The sequence below is a fragment of the Streptomyces sp. NPDC059861 genome (genome assembly GCF_042731435.1).
In the GTDB taxonomy this organism is placed as follows: Bacteria; Actinomycetota; Actinomycetes; order Streptomycetales; family Streptomycetaceae; genus Streptomyces.
This window is the reverse complement of the sequence record NZ_JBHWJQ010000096.1, coordinates 1-1,176: the sequence shown is the minus strand read 5'-3', so window position 1 is coordinate 1,176 and position 1,176 is coordinate 1. Positions and strand designations below refer to the sequence as shown.

1 protein-coding gene is annotated in these 1,176 nt (G+C 66.6%); it reads right to left on the bottom strand.

The features are described from left to right. Positions 1–25 precede the first annotated feature (25 nt). Positions 26–1,150, bottom strand: a complete 1,125-nt coding sequence (locus ACFV6X_RS35545) for an IS630 family transposase (protein WP_385390557.1) — start codon at positions 1,148–1,150, stop codon at positions 26–28. Positions 1,151–1,176 lie beyond the last annotated feature (26 nt).

Genomic DNA, 1,176 nt, shown 5'->3' with positions numbered 1-1,176 from the left:
TGTGCTGCGCCAGAAATCCTTAGGGTTAGTTCTGCTCTGTTTGCTGGCCGGTGGTTCCGACCTTGGTGAGGTAGTCGGCGAGGGAGTTGAGGATCTCGTCGGCGGTCTTGGTCCAGGTGAAGGGCCGCGGGTTCTCGTTCCAGGTGTCGATCCACGCGGTGATGTCGTCCTCCAGGGCCTTCACGGAGGTGTGGACACCGCGGCGGATGAGCTTGTCGGTCAGCAGGCCGAACCACCGCTCGACCTGGTTCATCCAAGAGGAGCCGGTGGGGGTGAAATGGACGTGGAAGCGGGGGTGTTTGCCGAGCCACGTCCTGATCTCGGCGGTGTTGTGGGTGGCGTAGTTGTCGCAGACGAGGTGCACGTCGAGCCCGGCGGGCACCGCCTTGTCGATCCGGATCAGGAACTTCTTGAACTCGATCGCCCGGTGGCGGCGGTGCAGTGCCGATATGACGGTGCCGTCGGCGATGTTGAAGGCGGCGAACAGGCTGGTGATGCCGTGCCGCAGGTAGTCGTGGGTGCGCCGTTCGGGCATGCCCGGCATCATCGGCAGCACTGGCTGGGACCGGTCCAGCGCCTGTATCTGGGACTTCTCGTCCACGCAGAGCACGACCGCTTTCTCGGGCGGGTGGTGGTACAGGCCCACGACGTCGACGACCTTGGCGACGAACTGCGGATCGGTGGACAGTTTGAAGGAGTCCTGCAGGTGGGGCTTGAGGTCGAACCGCTTCCAGATTCGACCGATCGTCGACTTCGACAGGCCGGTGCGCTGGGCCATCGAGGCCCGCGACCAGTGCGTGTCCTGGCCCGGGACGGACTCCAGGGTGGCCACGATGACCTCCTCGACCTGGTCGAGGAGGATCGAAGGCGGTCGGCCCGAGCGCGGCTCGTCCTGCAGACCGTCGAGACGTTTTGCGATGAACCGGGCCCGCCAGCGGTCCACGGTCGACCTGTCGATACCGAGGTCGGCCGCGGCCTGCTGGTTCGTCCCGCCCTCCGCGCAGCGCAGCACGATCTTGGCCCGCAACGCGAGGAACTGGGCGGTCTTCGCCTGCCGCGCCCACTGCTGCAGCTGCCGGCGCTCAGCGTCGTCGAGGATCAGATCGGCTTTCGGCCGACCGATCCAGCCGGCGTCCTCAAGCCCGGCCATCCGTTCCGCGGCGAATGCCCGACGCC

Coding starts and splice junctions, on each gene's coding strand:
- ACFV6X_RS35545 (WP_385390557.1), bottom strand. CDS start 1,150: ATGGCCGGGCTTGAGGACGCCGGCTGGATCGGTCGGCCGAAAGCCGAT.